At 62.4% G+C, this 17,791-nt stretch carries 15 protein-coding genes; 7 read left to right on the top strand and 8 right to left on the bottom strand.

Annotated features, from left to right (window positions below):
• Positions 1 to 79 precede the first annotated feature (79 nt).
• From mnmG to HMPREF9696_RS15165, 4 genes are all read left to right on the top strand, one after another.
• Complete coding sequence (gene mnmG / locus HMPREF9696_RS15150; RefSeq protein WP_002713910.1) at positions 80 to 1,945, top strand: tRNA uridine-5-carboxymethylaminomethyl(34) synthesis enzyme MnmG; 1,866 nt, start codon at positions 80 to 82, stop codon at positions 1,943 to 1,945.
• A gap of 2 nt (positions 1,946 to 1,947) precedes the next feature.
• Positions 1,948 to 2,604 carry a 16S rRNA (guanine(527)-N(7))-methyltransferase RsmG gene (gene rsmG, locus HMPREF9696_RS15155; protein ID WP_002713911.1) on the top strand — a complete coding sequence of 219 codons (657 nt, stop codon included), beginning with the start codon at positions 1,948 to 1,950 and terminating at the stop codon, positions 2,602 to 2,604.
• A 31-nt stretch (positions 2,605 to 2,635) separates the two neighbouring features.
• Positions 2,636 to 3,493 carry a ParA family protein gene (locus HMPREF9696_RS15160; RefSeq protein ID WP_040302086.1) on the top strand — a complete coding sequence of 286 codons (858 nt, stop codon included), beginning with the start codon at positions 2,636 to 2,638 and terminating at the stop codon, positions 3,491 to 3,493.
• A 172-nt stretch (positions 3,494 to 3,665) separates the two neighbouring features.
• Complete coding sequence (locus HMPREF9696_RS15165; RefSeq protein ID WP_002713913.1) at positions 3,666 to 4,547, top strand: ParB/RepB/Spo0J family partition protein; 882 nt, start codon at positions 3,666 to 3,668, stop codon at positions 4,545 to 4,547.
• Positions 4,548 to 4,634: 87 nt separating this feature from the next.
• Here HMPREF9696_RS15165 and holA read toward each other — a convergent pair whose 3' ends face one another.
• The 4 genes from holA to HMPREF9696_RS15185 form a co-directional block, all read right to left on the bottom strand.
• Complete coding sequence (gene holA, locus HMPREF9696_RS15170) at positions 4,635 to 5,663, bottom strand: DNA polymerase III subunit delta (RefSeq protein ID WP_002713914.1); 1,029 nt, start codon at positions 5,661 to 5,663, stop codon at positions 4,635 to 4,637.
• A gap of 24 nt (positions 5,664 to 5,687) precedes the next feature.
• Complete coding sequence (locus HMPREF9696_RS15175; protein WP_002713915.1) at positions 5,688 to 6,242, bottom strand: LPS assembly lipoprotein LptE; 555 nt, start codon at positions 6,240 to 6,242, stop codon at positions 5,688 to 5,690.
• Positions 6,229 to 8,859 (bottom strand): leucine--tRNA ligase, encoded by a 2,631-nt coding sequence (gene leuS, locus HMPREF9696_RS15180; protein ID WP_002713916.1) that lies wholly within the window; start codon positions 8,857 to 8,859, stop codon positions 6,229 to 6,231. The genes HMPREF9696_RS15175 and leuS overlap by 14 nt, the downstream gene beginning before the upstream one ends.
• Positions 8,860 to 8,972: 113 nt before the next feature.
• Positions 8,973 to 10,664 carry a diguanylate cyclase domain-containing protein gene (locus tag HMPREF9696_RS15185; protein ID WP_002713917.1) on the bottom strand — a complete coding sequence of 564 codons (1,692 nt, stop codon included), beginning with the start codon at positions 10,662 to 10,664 and terminating at the stop codon, positions 8,973 to 8,975.
• Between the two features lie 107 nt (positions 10,665 to 10,771).
• Here HMPREF9696_RS15185 and HMPREF9696_RS15190 point away from each other — a divergent pair, with 107 nt between their 5' ends.
• On the top strand, positions 10,772 to 11,461 hold the full coding sequence (locus HMPREF9696_RS15190) for a YggS family pyridoxal phosphate-dependent enzyme (RefSeq protein ID WP_002713918.1): 690 nt from the start codon (positions 10,772 to 10,774) through the stop codon (positions 11,459 to 11,461).
• Positions 11,462 to 11,609: 148 nt separating this feature from the next.
• Here the strand turns inward: HMPREF9696_RS15190 and HMPREF9696_RS15195 are convergent, their stop codons facing one another.
• Positions 11,610 to 12,158 carry a L,D-transpeptidase family protein gene (locus HMPREF9696_RS15195; protein WP_002713919.1) on the bottom strand — a complete coding sequence of 183 codons (549 nt, stop codon included), beginning with the start codon at positions 12,156 to 12,158 and terminating at the stop codon, positions 11,610 to 11,612.
• Between the two features lie 162 nt (positions 12,159 to 12,320).
• Here HMPREF9696_RS15195 and HMPREF9696_RS15200 point away from each other — a divergent pair, with 162 nt between their 5' ends.
• Positions 12,321 to 13,007, top strand: coding sequence for a response regulator transcription factor (locus HMPREF9696_RS15200; protein ID WP_002713920.1), 687 nt, complete (start codon positions 12,321 to 12,323; stop codon positions 13,005 to 13,007).
• Between the two features lie 18 nt (positions 13,008 to 13,025).
• The gene (locus HMPREF9696_RS15205) at positions 13,026 to 13,466 is read left to right on the top strand and encodes a Crp/Fnr family transcriptional regulator (RefSeq protein WP_002713921.1); all 441 of its coding nucleotides are present in this window, start codon (positions 13,026 to 13,028) and stop codon (positions 13,464 to 13,466) included.
• 17 nt (positions 13,467 to 13,483) lie between these two features.
• Here the strand turns inward: HMPREF9696_RS15205 and HMPREF9696_RS15210 are convergent, their stop codons facing one another.
• The 3 genes from HMPREF9696_RS15210 to HMPREF9696_RS15220 all read right to left on the bottom strand — a co-directional run bounded on the left by HMPREF9696_RS15210 (position 13,484) and on the right by HMPREF9696_RS15220 (position 17,787).
• Positions 13,484 to 14,299 (bottom strand): exodeoxyribonuclease III, encoded by an 816-nt coding sequence (locus tag HMPREF9696_RS15210; protein ID WP_002713922.1) that lies wholly within the window; start codon positions 14,297 to 14,299, stop codon positions 13,484 to 13,486.
• 93 nt (positions 14,300 to 14,392) lie between these two features.
• Positions 14,393 to 15,238: an outer membrane lipoprotein carrier protein LolA gene (locus tag HMPREF9696_RS15215; RefSeq protein ID WP_040301504.1), complete on the bottom strand. Its 846-nt coding sequence runs from the start codon at positions 15,236 to 15,238 to the stop codon at positions 14,393 to 14,395.
• A gap of 86 nt (positions 15,239 to 15,324) precedes the next feature.
• Positions 15,325 to 17,787: a DNA translocase FtsK 4TM domain-containing protein gene (locus HMPREF9696_RS15220; protein WP_002713924.1), complete on the bottom strand. Its 2,463-nt coding sequence runs from the start codon at positions 17,785 to 17,787 to the stop codon at positions 15,325 to 15,327.
• Between the last annotated feature and the right edge of the window lie 4 nt (positions 17,788 to 17,791).

The raw sequence follows: 17,791 nt of genomic DNA on the forward strand, positions 1-17,791 counted from the left end.
CGCCTCTGTGTTTCACGTGAAACAGGTCTGAGCGATTTCCGTCTTTCAGCTTTCGCACCAAAGCGATAGAAGTGCGGCCATGCAGACATTCGATGTCATTGTGATCGGGGGAGGCCACGCCGGCTGCGAAGCTGCGGCGGCGTCCGCTCGTAGAGGTGCAAAGACAGCGCTGGTGACCCATCAGTTCGCGACCGTCGGCGCCATGTCCTGCAATCCTGCGATCGGGGGCCTTGGAAAGGGTCATCTGGTCCGGGAAATCGACGCGCTGGACGGCCTGATGGGCCGGATCGCGGATCGCGGCGGCATCCAGTTCCGGGTTTTGAACCGCCGTAAGGGTCCGGCGGTGCGCGGTCCCCGCGCCCAGATCGACCGCAAGCTCTATGCGGCGGCGATGCAGGCACAAATTCGGGATACACCGAATCTGACTGTCATCGAGGGCGAGGCGGACGAGCTTTTGCTTGCCGGCGGCCGTATCAGCGGCGTTCGTCTGGCTGATGGCCAGGAATTCGCCGTTGGCGCTGTGGTTGTGACCACCGGGACCTTTTTGCGCGGCCTAATCCATCTTGGCGAAAAGAACTGGCCCGCAGGACGGGTCGGGGAGGCTCCCGCCATGGGTCTCTCAAGGTCTTTCGAGCGCGCCGGCTTTGTGCTCGGCCGGCTTAAGACCGGGACGCCGCCGCGCCTCGATGGTTCGACCATTGACTGGTCCGCAGTCGAAATGCAGCCCGGCGACGACCCGATCGAGCCGTTTTCGGTGCTGACGGACCGGATTACGACCCCGCAGATCGAATGCGGGATCACCCGGACCACCAACGCGACCCATGAGATCATCCGGGCCAATGTTCATCGCTCGCCGATGTATTCCGGCCAGATCAAGAGCAGTGGGCCGCGTTATTGCCCCTCCATTGAAGACAAGATCGTCCGCTTCGGTGACCGCGACGGCCACCAGATCTTTCTGGAGCCGGAAGGGCTCGACGACAGCACGGTTTATCCCAACGGCATCTCCACATCGCTGCCGGAAGAGGTTCAGCAGGCCATTCTGGCCAGCATCCCGGGCCTCGAGCGGGTGAAAATGGTCCGCCCGGGCTATGCCATCGAGTACGACCACGTTGATCCACGTGAACTGGAGCCGACCCTGCAGACCCGGCGGGTGCCGGGGCTTTTCCTGGCCGGACAGATCAACGGCACCACCGGTTATGAAGAGGCGGGTGCTCAGGGGCTGGTCGCCGGACTGAACGCGGCGATCCTGGCCGGAGGCGGGGAGCCTGCGGTATTCGACCGGGCCGACGGCTATCTCGGGGTGATGATCGACGATCTGACTTCCCGCGGCATCACCGAGCCCTATCGGATGTTTACGTCGCGGGCGGAGTATCGCCTGACCCTGAGGGCCGACAACGCCGACCAACGCCTTACCGATCGCGGTCTTGAACTGGGCTGCGTCGGCGCGGAGCGGGCAGGGCGGCATGCCACCAAGATGGCTGCGCTGAATGCGGCCAAGTCGCTGGCGAAATCGCTGTCCGTGACCCCCAACGAGGCTGCCAGGCACGGCATTTCGCTCAACCGGGATGGCCAGCGCCGCTCGGCTTTTGAAATGCTGGCTTATCCGGACATTGAATGGACCAATCTCGTTTCGATCTGGCCGCAGCTTGGCGGGATTGACCCGAAGATCGCGGTCCATCTGGAAATCGACGCCAAATACGACGTCTATCTGGAGCGGCAGGCCGCCGACGTTCAAGCCTTCCGCCGCGACGAGAATCTCGTCATCACCGATGTCGACTATCAGGCAGTGCCCGGCCTCTCCAATGAAGCCCGGCAGAAGCTTGAGACGGTGCGGCCTCGAACCATCGGACAGGCTGGCCGGATCGAGGCCATGACGCCGGCGGCGCTGGCGATCCTGGCGGCCTATCTGCGCCGCGAGGCCCGCCGCTCCTCCGCTTCGGCCTGATCATGGCCAAGCCAGCTCCGGTTTCCATCTCCGCTTTCGACAAGGCGGCTGCGCTGAAGCTCACTCCTGTTTCACGTGAAACAGAGGCCCGGCTGGATCGCTACGTGGATTTGCTCGTAGCGTGGCAGGCCAAGACCAATCTGATCGCGCCCTCGACCCTGCCGCAGCTCTGGACCCGGCATATTTCCGATTCGCTGCAGCTTCTGGATCTCGCGCCCAACGCCCGGCGGTGGCTCGACTTCGGCAGCGGGGGCGGATTTCCCGGCGTGGTGCTGGCCTGCGCCATGGCGGAGCATCCGGGGGCGAGCGTTCAGCTTGTGGAGCGGATCGCCAAGAAGGCCGCGTTCCTGCGCGAGGCTCTGCGCGTGACCGGCGCGCTGGGCTCCGTTGTCCTCGCTGACATCGGGGATTATGTGGATAGCCTGTCAGAGCCGGTCGATTGCGTCACAGCGCGTGCGGTCGCTCCTCTACATATGTTGCTGGGTTTCGCGGCGCCTCTGGTGCAGCGGGGCGCCAAAGCCTTGTTCCTGAAGGGACAAGATGTAGAGGCTGAATTGACGGAAGCTACTAAATACTGGAATATAGAGCCTCTTCTTCATCCCAGCCGCACCGGCGGACACGGCTGGATCGTCGAACTCAATAAAATTGAGCGGCGATAACCGTCCGCAGCAGCAAGGCATGGCCAGGCACATGGTTGGCATCGACGGAATTTTTCAGGACGACAACAGCGCTGCGGCAGCCAAGCCGGGTCACCCCCGGATTCTGGCGCTGGCGAACCAGAAGGGCGGCGTCGGCAAGACCACGACCGCCATCAATCTCGGAACGGCGCTGGCCGCCATCGGCGAGCGGGTGCTGATCGTCGATCTCGATCCGCAGGGCAACGCCTCGACCGGCCTTGGCATCGACCGCCGCAACCGTAACTGCTCGACCTATGACGTGCTGATCGGCGAAGCCAAGCTGCGCGAAGCCATCATTCCGACCGCGGTGCCTCGCCTGCACATCGCGCCGTCGACCATGGACCTGTCGGGCCTCGAGCTTGAGCTCGGCACCACGCGCGACCGTGCGTTTCGTCTGCGCGATGCGATTGCCGATCTGAACGTCAATGTCGAGCCAGACACCGATTACACCTATGTGCTGGTCGATTGTCCGCCGTCGCTTAATCTCATCACCGTGAACGCCATGGCGGCGTCACACGCGATTCTGGTGCCGCTGCAGTGTGAGTTCTTCGCGCTCGAAGGCCTGTCGCAATTGCTGCAGACGGTAGAGCAGGTGCGTTCGACGCTGAATCCGACGCTGTCGATTCACGGCATAGTGCTGACCATGTTCGACTCGCGCAACAACCTGTCGAACCAGGTCGTCGCCGACGTGCGCCAGTTCATGGGCAGCAAGGTCTACAACACCATGATCCCGCGCAACGTGCGCATCTCCGAAGCGCCGTCCTACGGCAAGCCGGTGCTGGTCTACGATCTCAAATGCGTCGGCAGCGATGCGTATCTCAAACTCGCGACCGAAGTGATTCAGCGCGAGCGTGAACTGCGCTCGCATTAAGTTTTTCGCCGTCATTGCAAGTGCAGTGAAGCAATCCATTCTTGAACGAAAACTGGATTGCTTCGTCGCTAACGCTCCTCGCAATGACAGATAAAGATGGTCCTCGGGTCGTCGTCTCTGGGTTGATTTGATCTAGTTTGGAGTGCGTGGGTTGGGTGCAAGGGAAGCGGCTATGGCTGAGGAGCGTTCGCGACTGGGTCGCGGTCTTGCAAGTCTGATTGGCGATGTCGGCGGGGAGGCGGCTCATGTCGAGCGTCCGTCGCGCACGCCGCGCCGCGTGCCGATTGAATTTCTGAAAGCCAATCCGCGCAATCCGCGCCGCACATTTTCCGATGCGGAGCTGGACGAGCTGTCATCCTCGATCAAGCAGCATGGCGTGATCCAGCCGATTGTCGTGCGTCCGGTGAAGGGCGCGGCGGATCGCTATGAAATCATCGCCGGTGAGCGCCGCTGGCGCGCGTCGCAGCGCGCCGGCCTGCATGACGTGCCGATCGTCACTGTTGAAGTCACCGACAGCGCCGCGCTTGAAATCGCGATCATCGAGAACGTACAGCGCTCGGACCTGAACGCGATGGAAGAAGCGCAGGGCTATCACGCGCTCGCCACCGAATACAAACACAGCGCCGACGACATCGCGAAACTCGTCGGCAAGAGCCGCAGCCATGTCGCCAACATGATGCGCCTGACCAGGCTGCCGGATCAGGTTCAGGCTTACATTGCCGAAGGCAAACTCTCGGCAGGCCACGCGCGTGCGCTGATCAATCTGCCGGATCCGGCGGCGGCTGCGAAGCGCATTGTCGAGGAAGGTCTCAACGTGCGTCAGACCGAAGCGCTGGCGCATGAGGAAGGCGTTCCGGAGCGCAAGCCACAGAAGACGCGCGGCGCGGCAACCGCCAAGGACTCGGACACCATCGCGCTCGAAAAGCGCGTCAGCGATGTGCTCGGCCTCAAGGTCAGCGTCGATCATCGCAATCCCGGCGGCACGGTTCAGATCAAGTACAAGGATCTCGATCAGCTCGACGAGATTTTGCGGCGGCTGGAAGCGGGCAAGTAAATCGGAAGCGAGCAGCGATCTACCTTCCGGTCGTCCCCGCCTTCGCGGGGACGACATTGCATGTGATGCAAGCCGTATCTCGAATCGTTATCCCCGCCGCCGCGCATTCACGGCAATCGCCAGCAATGCGCGCTGCGCAATCACTTCCGCCAAGGACGATTGCTTGCGCATGTCGAACGCCGCATCAGCGAGTTGCGCCATCGCCCGCGCCATGCGCTCGGAACTGGCGTTTCGCAGCGCCGTCTCGACCAGTGGCTTGCGCGAAAAATGCAGCCGGGGAAATCCGCTCTCAAGGGCTTCGTATTCGCTGCGGCCTTCATCGACCGAGAGCCGCGCCTTGTGCAGCAAGGCGGCATGACGCTGCGCCGACATGATGATGAGGCCGGGATAAGTCCCCGCCGCCATGGCTTTGGCGAACAGCGTTTCGACATCGGCGGCGCGGCCGGCGAAGGCATTGTCCACGATGGGATCGAGCGCGAGCCCCGACGCATCGGTGACAATCGCGACCACATCCTCGAGCGTGACTTCGCCCTTGCCATGGGCGTAAAGCGCGACTTTCCGGATTTCATTGCGCGAGGCCTGACGGTCGCCGCCGAGCAGCGATGTCAGCGCCGCGCGGGCGTCGGCTGCGATTCTCAGATTTGAAGCGCGCAGTTCGTCGTCGATCAGTTTTGCGAGATCGCGCTCGGTGTCGGCGTAGCAGGCAATCGCGACGGCGGTCTTCGCCTTTTCGCAGGCCTTGCGCAGAGGCGCGTCCGGGCGAAGCTCACCGGCCTCGATCACGATGCGGCAATCGCTCAGTTGCATCTCCGCCAGCGTGTCGATGCCGCTGGCGAAACTGCGCGTGCCTGCGCGAATACGAATGGCGCGGCGGCCGCCGAACAGCGGCACCGTCATGGCTTCGTCGACCAGACGCGAGGGCTCGGCGGCAAGCTCGTCGCCATCCATGCGCACAAGCGAGAAGGGATCGTTGGGATCGTCAACGGCGGACGCCATCAAGGCGTCGGCTCGCTCGCGGACAAGGCCGGTGTCGGGGCCATAGAGCAGGATGATCGGCCGCGACGGATCGGGCCGGGCCAGAAATGCGTCGATTTCTTTCCCGCGAAGCGCGACCACGATTATCCCGCGGCTGTTGTCAGATCAGGTGCCGGCAATGAAGAACGATGCAAGGCGCTGATTGATGTTGTCCGCGATCACCTTGGCGGCGCGGTCTTCCGCATCGCGCAGGGCGCGCGAGCGGGCGAAGCGCTGTGCCTGACCCGGGATGTCATACGACACGCGCGAGAACGTGGTGCCGGTCAGCACTGTCTTGTCGGTGGCGTTGTCCTTTAGTTCGTACACCACATCGATACCGTAGTTTTCGATGTCAGGCCGCGCGGTGGTCGGATCGACGATGATCGACAGGCGAGTGGTGGTCAGCCGCATCAGCAGGCGGTGGGTGGTCGGGCCGCCGGTGGCGCTGCCGTACATGCTGAACATCAGGTTGTTGCGAATCTCGACGCCAAGCCGCGCTTCGCGCGAGCCGTTGGGCAGGTTCAGCGGAGGAACTTCGACACCCTGCAGCTTTTCCCGGAGCGCCGACCCGCCGGTGGCGCTGCGCTCGCCATACATCGGCTGGAAGCACCCGGCCGTCAGGGCCGCAAGGGCGGCCACGGCAACGAACCGGGCAGCGATGCGCGTACTAAACCACGACATTCACGATCCTCTGCGGAACAATCTTGATCAAGCGAGGTGGGTCACCCTTCAGGGCAAATTTTACAGCATCAATCGCCAAAACGGCAGCCCTTATTTCGGCCTCCGATGCATTTGAAGTCACTGTAACTTCAGCCTTTTTCTTGCCGTTAATCTGCACAGGCAGTGTGACGGTGTCCTCTACAAGCAAGCTGGGGTCGACTTCTGGCCATTTTGCCTCAGAGACGAAACCTACCTGACCAAGCGCTTTCCAGCATTCCTCGGCTAAGTGAGGCATCATTAACGAGATCATCTTGACCAAGATGACGACAGCCTCGCGAACAGCGGAAAATGATTGCGGCCCCGCTACCTTTCCTGGCTCGACAACGGTCCTCAGAAAACTCACGAACTCATAAATCTGGGCAACCGCTGTATTGAATCCTAAGCGCTCGATGTTGTCGCTGACTCGAGCTAGGCGCTTATTTGTAATTCGTCGAATAGCTAGGGCTTGTTCAGAGTCCGAAAGACCGGACTTGTCAGAAAACGTCGGATTTATTTGTGTTGAGGTGAATACATTCACCAGCCGCCAGACCCGCTGCACGAAACGGCTCGCGCCCTGGACGCCTTCCTCGCTCCAGATCACGTCACGGTCGGGCGGCGAGTCCGACAGCATGAACCAGCGCGCGGTGTCGGCGCCGTAGGTGCCGATGATGTCGTCGGGATCGACCGTGTTGCGCTTCGACTTCGACATCTTCTCGATCGGGCCGATTTCGACAGTCTCTTTGGTCGTCAGCAAGGTCGCGCGGCGCTTGTCGCCGACGGTCTCGATATTGATCTCGGCAGGGGACGCGAAGGTGCCGTCCTGCTTCTTGTAGGTCTCGTGCACCACCATGCCCTGGGTGAACATGCCTGCGAACGGCTCGTCCATGGCGATATGACCGGTGGCTTTCATCGCGCGGGTGAAGAAGCGCGAATAGAGCAGATGCAGGATCGCATGCTCGACGCCGCCGATATACTGGTCCACCGGCATCATGCGGTTGGCGACCGCCGGCGTGGTCGGCGCGTTCTCGTTCCATGGATCGGTGAAGCGCGCGAAGTACCAGGACGAATCGACGAACGTGTCCATCGTGTCGGTTTCGCGCGTGGCTGGGCCGCCGCACTGCGGGCAGGTGACGTGCTTCCAGGTCGGATGATGGTCGAGCGCGTTGCCCGGTTTGTCGAAGGTGACATCCTCCGGCAGCACCACCGGCAAATCGGCAGCGGGCACCGGGACCACATCGCACTTCGGGCAATGGATGACGGGGATCGGGCAGCCCCAGTACCGCTGGCGCGAAATGCCCCAGTCGCGCAGGCGGAAATTCACCTGCCGTTCGGCGACAGGCGCGTTGCCTCGCGTTTCGGTTTCGAGACGCCTTGCAACTTCTTCCTTCGCCGCCTCGATGGTCATGCCGTCGAGGAAGCGCGAATTGATCATCCGGCCATCGCCGTCATAGGCCGTGGTGGTGATGACGAAGCTCGCAGGGTCTTGGCCTTCGGGGCACACCACCGGCGTGGTGCCGAGATTGTACTTGTTGACGAAGTCGAGGTCGCGCTGATCGTGCGCGGGACAGCCGAAGATTGCGCCGGTGCCGTACTCCATCAGAACGAAGTTCGCGACATAGACCGGCAGCTTCCAGTCCGGATCGAACGGATGCACGGCCTTGATGCCGGTGTCGAAGCCCTGCTTCTCCGCCGTGTCGATGATTTCCTGCGCGGTGCCCTGACGCTTGGTTTCGGCGACGAACTCGGCCAGCTTCGGATTCTTCAGCGCAGCCGCCTGAGCCAGCGGATGATCCGCCGCAATCGCCATGAACTTCGCGCCGAACAGCGTGTCCGGGCGCGTGGTGAAGATGCGCAGTTCGCTTTCGCCGCTCGGTGCTGTTGCTGTGTCTAGTGCGAAGCGGATGAGCAGGCCCTCGGAGCGGCCGATCCAGTTGCGCTGCATGAGGCGCACCTTGTCCGGCCAGCGGTCAAGCGTATCCAGCGCGTCGAGCAGATCCTGCGAATACTTCGTGATCTTGAAGACCCACTGGTTCATCTCGCGCTGCTCGACCACCGCGCCGGACCGCCAGCCCTTGCCGTCGATCACCTGCTCGTTGGCGAGCACGGTCATGTCGACCGGGTCCCAGTTGATCTTGCGCTTTTCCCGCTCGGCCAGCCCGGCGTTCAGGAAATCCAGAAACATCTTTTGTTGATGCTTGTAGTAGCTCGGATCGCAGGTCGCGAATTCGCGCGACCAGTCGAGCGACAGCCCCATGGTCTGGAGCTGCTTTTTCATCGTGGCGATGTTTTCGTAGGTCCACGCCTTCGGCGCGACCTTGCGTTCGATCGCGGCATTTTCGGCGGGCAGACCAAAAGCGTCCCAGCCCATCGGATGCAGCACGTTGTGGCCCTTGGCGCGCATGTAGCGCGCGACCACGTCGCCCATGGTGTAATTGCGGACATGGCCCATATGGATGCGTCCCGACGGATACGGGAACATCTCGAGCACGTAGTATTTCGGCCTTGGATCGTCGTTGCGGGTCGCGAAGATCGCGCGCTCGTCCCAGATCTTCTGCCACCGCGGTTCGGATTCGCGGGCGTTGTAGCGTTCGGTGCTCATCAGGTCAGTCGTCTGCCAAGAGGGGGAATTCAAGGCCGGAGACTAGCCACAAAAGACCGCGACGGGTCAACGCTTTAGGGCGCGAATCGGCCCTGCGCAGCCTGTTCGGGACATTAGCCTGCGAGCGAAACCGCCGACGGGGCGGGCCGGATCAGCCCATGGGCGACCACCATGTTCCGTCCCTGCCGTTTTGCCGCATAAAGCGCTGCGTCGGCGGCCTCGATCAGGTCGTCCTCGGGCTGGGCGTCGCCCGGCGTCACGGTCGCGGTGCCGATGCTGACCGTGACAGTCCTGCCGGGGCTGGTGCGGTGGGGAATTGCGAGACCTTCCACAGCGGCGCGGACTTGCTCGCCGACCCTCAGGGCATCGGCGGTGTCGCCGCCTGGCAGCAGCAGACAGAATTCCTCGCCGCCATAACGGGCGGCAAAGCCATCACATGAATTGGAGAGGTCCGCCAGCGTTTGGCCGATGCGCTTGAGGCAAGCATCGCCCTCCGGGTGTCCGTAGGTGTCGTTAAACAGCTTGAAGTGATCGACGTCGATCATCAGAACTGAAAGCTGCGCGTTGGACTGCAGCGCCTTCATCCACTCAAATTCGAGCCGGCTCTGGAAGCCGCGGCGATTGGCGAGACCCGAGACAAGGTCGTGGGACGCAATCACCGTCAAGCGATCGTTGGCGGCGGTCATTTCACGTTCGCGCTCGGACAGTTGCGAGGCCATCGTGTCGAAGGCCCGGGCGAGCGGAACGAATTCCGCAGGCAGTGTGGCGCTGGAGGCGCGCGCCGAAAGTTCGCCGCGGCCGAACCGGTTGGCCATCTCCGTCATCTTGCGCACCGGTCGCATGATCAGACGCTCACCGGCGAACCAGGCGCCGAGCAGGGTGAAGAGACCAACCAGCGCGAGCTGAATATAGGCCGTTCTGATCTCGCCGTTGATACCGCGCAGCATCGTCGCCTGATCGATGCTAACGATCATACGTGCGCGCGTTCCCGCGACACGGGCGAATGAGACAGCCTTTTTCTCGCCGTTCGCGGATTCAAAGGAGATCGAGCCGTACTCCCGGTCGAGATTGATCTCGCGAAACGTGACGGCTTCGAGCAGGGACGTATCCTTCAGCGGGCGTCCAATCAGGTCGATTGTGCTTTCCGGCGCTGCCAGGATTGTGCCGCTGCCATCCACGAGCAGCACCGACATGCCTGGGCGCAGGTTACGGTTGCTGATGAGCTGCGACATCCACTTCAGGTCGATGGAGGCGATGACAAGGGCCTCGCTGTTGCCTTCGATAGCCGAAACCGGATAGGCGGCGACGATGGTCGGCGTGCCGGAGGGCCGTGCAAGGATATAGTCACTTACGACGAATTCATGGGTTTCCATCGCGCGCTGGAAATAATCGCGGTCGTGGACATTTGCGCCGACGAAAGCGGATTGCGTCGAGCACTGGATGATGCCGTTCGAGTCCACGAGATTCAGCGAACGGATCCATGGCAGGTCCACGCGCAGGCTGGCGCGCATGATGGCGCAGCCACGGCCCTGCTGCGCGGCCGATGCGTAGATGTAGGCGGAGGATTTGAGGACGGCTTGCACCGTGGAAATGATTTCACGCTGTGCGTCGGCGGTGTGCCTGGCGAGTTCGGACAGTTCGTTGGCCGCCTGCACCACCTGCCTGGAGCGGGATTCTTCGAGCAGACGGACCCGGTCGAGCATCAGCGGGACGACCAGAATCAGCGCCAGAATCACAAGGCGCGCGCGAATCCCGAGCAGCGCCTTGAGTTTTGACGTGTTGCGGCCGAAGCTGGCGATTGACATTGGTATTCCCTTGCCCCACGCCAATCCTACGAAAAAAGGGTTCAAAGACCCTTTTTTGATTTCGTTAAAAATCGAATGATCTCCATATTTGACGAAGGTTTGCCGCGATGGATGAGCAAAAGGTGTCGCCGGTAACATCCGATTCACCAAACGGCTTCGCCGAAGTGGAGCGCGAGATTGCCCGTGCCTGCCGCGATGCGGGGCGCGAGCGATCGTCGGTGACGCTGGTCGCAGTCTCGAAAACCTTCAGCGGCGATGCCATCGAGCCGGTGATCCAGGCCGGCCAGAAGGTTTTCGGTGAAAACCGCGTGCAGGAAGCCAAATCAAAGTGGCCGGACCTGATGGCGAAGCATCCGGGCCTCGCATTGCATCTGATCGGACCGCTGCAGTCGAACAAGGCGAAGGAAGCGGTGGCGCTGTTCGGTGCCATTCACTCGGTGGATCGCGCGAGCCTGTGCGAAGCGCTGGCGAAAGAGATCGTTAAGCAAGACCGGCATCCGGAATTATTCGTTCAGTTGAACACCGGCGAAGAACCGCAGAAGGCCGGCGTCGCCCCGGCAGACGCCGATGCGTTCATTGCAAGCTGCCGCGATGTGTATGGTCTGAAGATTTCAGGGTTGATGTGCATTCCACCGGTGGACGAACCACCTGCTGCTCATTTTGCACTTACGGCCAAGATTGCCGCGCGCAACGGACTTCCATTGTTGTCGATGGGCATGAGCGCGGATTTTGAAACCGCGATTCAGCTCGGCGCGACCCATGTGCGGGTCGGCTCCGCGATCTTCGGGAAACGGTAGAGTCCGCACAAGTAGCTACATCATCATTGCGAGGAGCCATTAGCGCGTTTACGCGCGTCTTCGACGCGCTTTAGCGACGAAGCAATCCAGTTCCTTTTTCAGGAGTGGATTGCTTCGCTTCGCGCGCAATGACGAGCGGCTTACAACTTTACCCGATCACAATTTTGGTTCGCGGCCCGATCCGTTCCAGCAAGCGCAACATCGCGCTGCGCGTCAGCCCGACACAGCCTGCGGTCGGTCCGAAGCTCTCGCGGGCGAGATGAATGAACACGGCGCTGCCGCGCTTTGGAATCCGAGGACGTGTGTTGTGGTCGATCTCGATAATGAAATCGTACAGGTGATCGGCGCGCATCAGTCGGTCGCCGTCATCGCCGGCCTTGCGAGTGACGGCGCGGTTGTAATGCCGGTCGGAAGGGTCCTCGGACCAGGCGTCGGTGGGTGTAATCGCACGGACCGGCAGAAACGTCTTCGGCCGGGGATGACGGTCGGCCCGCCACCACAGCCGGACCGGCTGGAAGACGCCGCGCGGGGTGCCGCCGTCGCCCTCGAACTTGTTGGCCTTGATTCCCCCGCGTCCCAACGCCACCGGCAGGACCTGCGCTCCTGCGGTCAGCCAGCCCTGAGTCGGGCGGCCGGCGGCGGCATGAACCGCAATCATGGATAATGGCCGATCACGGAACGGTGTTCTATAAGCCATTGGAAAGCCTAGATTTCCCCTATTTGCTCTCACCGGCTGCGCACAAACGCAGCTTGCGCTTTTACCCGCAAATGCTCTATTTCGCCGAGGCTTTGAGATGCGCCCGTCCGGGATCGCTCTCAAATGCCTCTTTTACAAGCCAAATTTTAAAGGACCGGATCAATGGCCAACGCCCGCAAGATCCTGATCGTGGATGACGATACCGATCTGCGCGATGCCCTTGTGGAGCAATTGTCGCTGCATGAGGAATTCGAGGCTTCCGCGGTCGATACCGGTGCAAAGGGTGCGCTGGCCGCCAAGAGCAATTCGCCCGATCTGGTTCTGATGGATGTCGGTCTGCCTGATACCGATGGGCGCGAAGTGGTACGCAGCCTGCGCAAGGGCGGCTTCAAGTCGCCGATCATCATGCTGACCGGTCACGACACTGATTCGGACACCATCCTCGGCCTCGAATCCGGCGCGAACGACTATGTGGCAAAGCCATTCCGCTTCGCCGTGCTGCTGGCGCGCATCCGCGCGCAGCTTCGCCAGCACGAAGCCAGCGAGGACGCCGTGTTCACGGTCGGCCCCTATAGCTTCCGTCCGGGCTCCAAGATGCTGACCGGCGCCAATGCCAAGAAGGTGCGGCTCACCGAGAAGGAGACCGCGATCCTGCGGTTCCTCTATCGGGCCGGCCAGATGCCGGTGTCGCGCGAGACCCTGCTGCAGGAAGTCTGGGGCTACAATTCAGGTGTCACCACCCACACCCTGGAAACGCATATCTATCGCCTGCGCCAGAAGGTGGAGAAGGACGCGGCCAACCCCGAAATTCTTGTGACTGAGTCCGGGGGCTATAAGCTGGTGCCATGAGTCGAATCACGGCGCTCAATGGCCATTGAAGACGACATCGCCCTGTTCACGCGCGTCCCGACATTGAATTTGTTGGGCGGAGCTGCCTTGCAGGTGCTCGCGATCGGCGCCGAGCAGCGCGATTATAGTTTCGGCGAAAAGCTGTTCGTGCAGGGCGATCCGGCGGATTCCGGTTTCATCGTCCGGCGCGGCGCGTTTCGTGTCGCGTCCGATGACGGGCAGGAAGCGGTGGCCGGCGAGAATGTGCTGATCGGCGAACTGGCGCTTGTCGTCGCGATGCCACGGCCCGCGACTGCGGTTGCGCTCGAGCCATCGTCGGTGCTGCGGATTTCGCGCAGTCTGTTTCAGCGTGTACTTGAAAGCCACCCCGAGGCGGCACGTCGTCTGCGCGATGATTTCGCCGCGCGCTCCAATGCCGCGCTGGGCGCCATGACGCGCGTCGGCGCGACGCTGCGCTAGCGCAGGTTTTCCTGACATCAAACATCGAGAACCGCCGTCACCGGGACATGATCCGATGGCCGCTCCCAGCCGCGGGCATCGCGGGTGATCCTGAAATCGCGAACGCTGTCGCCAAGCGCCTTCGAGACCCAGATATGATCGAGGCGGCGGCCCTTGTTGGCGGCGACCCAGTCGGCGGAGCGGTAGCTCCACCATGTATAGACTTTCTCCGAGAGCGGAATGCATTGGCGGGCGATGTCGATCCAGTCGCCCTGCGACTGCACCGCAAGCAGCTTCTCGCATTCGATTGGCGTGTGCGAGACAATCTTCAGAAGCTGCTTGTGCGACCACACGTCATGCTCATGCGGCGCGACATTGAGATCGCCGACAAGGATATGCCGGTCATCGGCTTTCGGATGCAGCGGCGCGCAATCCCGCATTTCGTCGAGAAATGACAGCTTGTGCTCGAATTTGGGATTGAGCACAGGGTCCGGAATGTCGCCGCCGGCGGGGACATAGAAATTATGCAGGGTGAGCGGCTTTGCGATCTGCGCCTGCTGTCCGAAGGCGACCGAGATATGCCGTGAATCGACCTTGCCGCAGAAGGTGCGCACGTCGCGCGATTCAAAGGGAATCTTCGAGACGATGGCGACGCCGTGATAGCCCTTCTGACCGTTGAGCGCGATATGCTCGTAACCCAGCCGCTTGAAGCGCTTCAGCGGAAAGGCATCGTCGATGCACTTGGTTTCCTGAAGGCACAGCACATCGGGCCGCACGGCCTTGATGAACTTGGCGACCAGGTCGATGCGCAGGCGCACCGAATTGATATTCCAGGTGGTGAGGGTGAGGCGCATGATCGCAGGCGGCGAGGAAAGACAGAGAAACCGTTAGCCGGTTTTGTCCGCCCGCTCCAGTGCGGTCATGCCGATATGCACCAATAGACGGCGCTAGTTCTGGTTGGTCTGATAGTTGGTGTAGTCGATCTTGAACATGGCAGGATCGAGCTTCTTGGTGGTGTCGAGATTATAGACCGCGACGGTGGTGTCGTAGCCCTGCGGATCGGTCACGGTCCATTGCTTGAGCTGATTGTCCTTGGCGCCGATCATCAGCATCAGGCGGCTGGTGCCGACCAGCGGCTGCTTTTCCTCGATGGTCACGCTGATGAACATGTCGTCGGAGCCGACGCCCACGACATTGGTGTCACGCATGAGATCAATGCGGTCGGCCAGAAGGAAGCGCAGCGGCGTCTGCGACAGCGGATAGACGTCCTGCGTCGCCAGCCGGCGGTCACGGACGATCACCGAAGACCCATCGGCGACCAGCGCGATGGGCGAGGGATCGTCATACTCAAACCGGATCTTGCCGGGCTTCTGAATGTAGAAGTCGCCGGTCGAGCGCGTGCCGTCGGGGCCAACCTGCACGAAGTTGCCCGAGACATTCACGAGCGAGGAGAGATAGCTGCTGACCTTGGCGGCGAGCGCCTTCTGGTTGGCGTCGAAATTCGGCGTGTTGCCGCTGAACAGATTGCGTAGATCCGGAATGATCGGTGTTGGTGGCGCGGCGGCGGAAGGCGCCGGGATGGTGGGATTTGGCAGCGCCTGCTTGGGGACCGGTGTATCGGCGCGCTTCGGCGCGGGCTTCGGTGTGGGGACAGCCTGGGCCGACGCCGCCGGAATCATGATCGCGGCAGCGATGGCGGCGGCGAGGGCAGCCGCCATCAATCTCACATGGAGAAAATGATGTGCGGTGAGCGGGTTGCGGCAGACCGGCTGATGGCGATGAAGGTGTCTCAACGGTCCGTCCTGTGGGATGCCTTGTGATCTGTCCGCCGGGGCTAACCCCAAGCTATGGCGATTTCGCGGCTGCGAATAGGGTGGATTTAGCCGAAGCGTTCTTCTTCCTCACCCACCAGAATCTCGCGTTTTCCGGCGTGGTTGGCCTGGCCGACGATGCCTTCCAGCTCCATCCGCTCCATCAGCGTTGCGGCCCGGTTGTAGCCGATCTGCAGGCGGCGCTGAATGTAGCTGGTCGAGGCCTTGCGGTCGCGCTTGACGATGGCCACCGCCTGCTGGAACAGGTCGCCTTCTCCGCCATTGGCGCCCATGCTGGTACCGTCGAAAACCGGATTGCCGTCCTCGTCGGTGTCCTCTTCCGCGGTGACCGCCTCGAGATATTCCGGCTGGCCCTGCGCCTTGAGGTGACGGACGATCTTTTCGACTTCCTCGTCCGACACGAACGGGCCGTGGACGCGGCTGATGCGTCCGCCGCCAGCCATATATAGCATGTCGCCCTGGCCGAGCAGTTGCTCCGCGCCCATTTCGCCGAGCAGCACGCGGCTGTCGATCTTCGAGGTGACCTGGAAGGAAATGCGGGTCGGGAAGTTCGCCTTGATGGTGCCGGTGATGACGTCGACTGACGGGCGTTGCGTGGCGAGAATTACGTGGAGACCCGCAGCGCGCGCCATCTGCGCAAGGCGCTGCACCGCGCCTTCGATGTCCTTGCCTGCGACCATCATCAGGTCGGCCATTTCGTCGACAATGATGACGATATAGGGCAGCGGTTCGAGCTCGAGCTTCTCTTCCTCGTAGATCGCCTTGCCGGTTTCCTTGTCGAAGCCGGTCTGCACGGTGCGGGTCAGTTCCTCGCCCTTGGCCTTCGCCTCGGCAACGCGGGTGTTGTAGCCGTCGATGTTGCGCACACCGAGCTTCGCCATGTTCTTGTAGCGTTGCTCCATCTCGCGCACCGCCCATTTCAGCGCGACGACAGCCTTCTTCGGATCGGTCACGACCGGCGTCAGCAGATGCGGAATGCCGTCATAGACCGAGAGTTCGAGCATCTTCGGATCGACCATGATCAGGCGGCACTGATCCGGACGCAGGCGATAGAGCAGCGACAGGATCATGGTGTTGATGCCGACCGACTTGCCCGAGCCGGTGGTGCCGGCGATCAGAAGATGCGGCATGCGCGCCAGATCGACGATCACCGGCTCACCGCCGATGGTCTTGCCGAGGCACAGTGGCAGCTTCGCGGTGCTGCCGGTTGCTTCCTTCGCGTTGAGCAGTTCGCGCAGGTAAACCGTCTCGCGCTTGACGTTCGGCAGTTCGATGCCGATGGCGTTGCGCCCGGAGACGACCGCGACACGCGCCGAGACCGCGCTCATGGAGCGCGCGATATCATCGGCAAGGCCGATCACGCGCGAGGACTTGATGCCCGGCGCCGGTTCGAGTTCGTAGAGCGTCACGACGGGGCCGGGGCTGGCTTTCACGATCTCGCCGCGCACGCCGAAATCCTGAAGCACGCCTTCGAGCGAGCGCGAATTTTCTTCAAGCTCGTCCTTGCTCAGGGTCTGGCGATCGGATGCCTTCGGAGCGGCGAGGACGGAGATCGGCGGCAGAACGAAGACACCCTTGCGGCCGGACGGCTTCGGCTCGGGGCGCTTGCGGGGGCGGGGCGCGGGCTCCTCGTCCTCCTCCTCCTCTTCCTCCTCGTCTTCTTCCTCTTCGTCGTGTTCGTCCTGTTCCTGCGGCACCAGCGACGGGGCGCGCCGCCCGCCACCGAGGTTTGGCTCCATGCGCTCGAACGAGCGGGCGGAGGAGGATTCCGTGCGTCCGACGGCCATGGCGAACAGCGCGGCGGCCATCCGCGCAATGCGCGCCTTCGCGCTCATCGCCGCATGAACCAGCCATCCGAGCGAGACGGAGCCCCGATCGTTGTCGTCTTCGTCTTCATCCTCGTCGATCATCGGCGGGCGGGTGCGCTCGAGGATTTTTTCCTTGGCGCCCGCGCCGCAGGCGAAGGCGAAACTTCCGATCATGGCCGCGAACAGGATCATGCCGAGCACGATTCGGTAGATCGTGCCGGGCGGGCCGAACACCACCGCAGGAAAGCGCACCAGCGCATCGCCGACAACGCCGCCAAGCCCGGTCGGCAGTGGCCATGCGCCGCTGCGCGGCAGGCAGCTTGCAAATCCGGCGGCGATCACCGCGCACAGAACCCAGCAGGCGACACGCAGCGCCTCACGGTCGAACAGGCGATGGGTCACCAGCCGCCAGCCCCACACGGCGACCGGCAGCACCAGCATGATCGAGCCGAGCCCGAGAATCTGCATCAGGAGATCGGCGCCGATGGCGCCGGGACGGCCCATCAGGTTGCGGATGGCGCCGGAGGTTGCGTGGCTGAGACTCGGGTCCTGCACCGACCAGGTCATCAGCGCCGCGGCCACGACACAGGACAATGCGATCACGCCGAGACCGGTCAGTTCGCGCAGGCGGCGCGCGAGCATTTCGCGGATCGGATCGGAGATCTGGCCGACGATGGGAATGACACGTTCGATCGCTGGCATGACG

Origin of the sequence: Afipia clevelandensis ATCC 49720 (assembly GCF_000336555.1) — a bacterium.
Lineage (GTDB): Bacteria > Pseudomonadota > Alphaproteobacteria > Rhizobiales > Xanthobacteraceae > Afipia > Afipia clevelandensis.